Here is a 335-nt window from a genome sequence, read left to right as displayed (position 1 = left end):
GTCTGGACGTGCGACCTGGCGCCACCGTACAGGTGGAAGATAAGGCATTCAAGACCCGCAACGTTCAGCAGACCAACGTGCTTGTTCGTTACCTTGGTCATAATATCCTCCAGTCAGGGGTTGGTTTCGGAATGCTTCTGTCACCTTAACCCCGGCAGTTGGGCCGGGGCTAGGTTTTCGCTTTGGGCTTACGGCTTAGATGCCGTCGCTGTAGCGCACTTCCTTCGGCAGACGGATATCAAGAGGGCCGAGGCGGAAAATGCCTGGAACCTTGAACGTCAGGCCGACCACCTGAACCGGGAGGAACCGATGACGCATAGGGATATGCATCTTCA

The 335-nt window shown here is 56.1% G+C and carries 1 protein-coding gene; it reads right to left on the bottom strand.

The window, feature by feature from the left end; all coding sequences use genetic code 11:
* Positions 1 to 195: 195 nt before the first annotated feature.
* Positions 196 to 330 (bottom strand): major capsid family protein, encoded by a 135-nt coding sequence (locus tag RMT89_RS46255; protein ID WP_399498915.1) that lies wholly within the window; start codon positions 328 to 330, stop codon positions 196 to 198.
* Positions 331 to 335: the final 5 nt, after the last annotated feature.

Origin of the sequence: Streptomyces sp. P17, assembly GCF_032436805.1 — a bacterium.
GTDB lineage: Bacteria > Actinomycetota > Actinomycetes > Streptomycetales > Streptomycetaceae > Streptomyces.
Note: the sequence above shows the minus strand (reverse complement) of the source record. Positions and strands in the feature narration are given on the sequence as shown.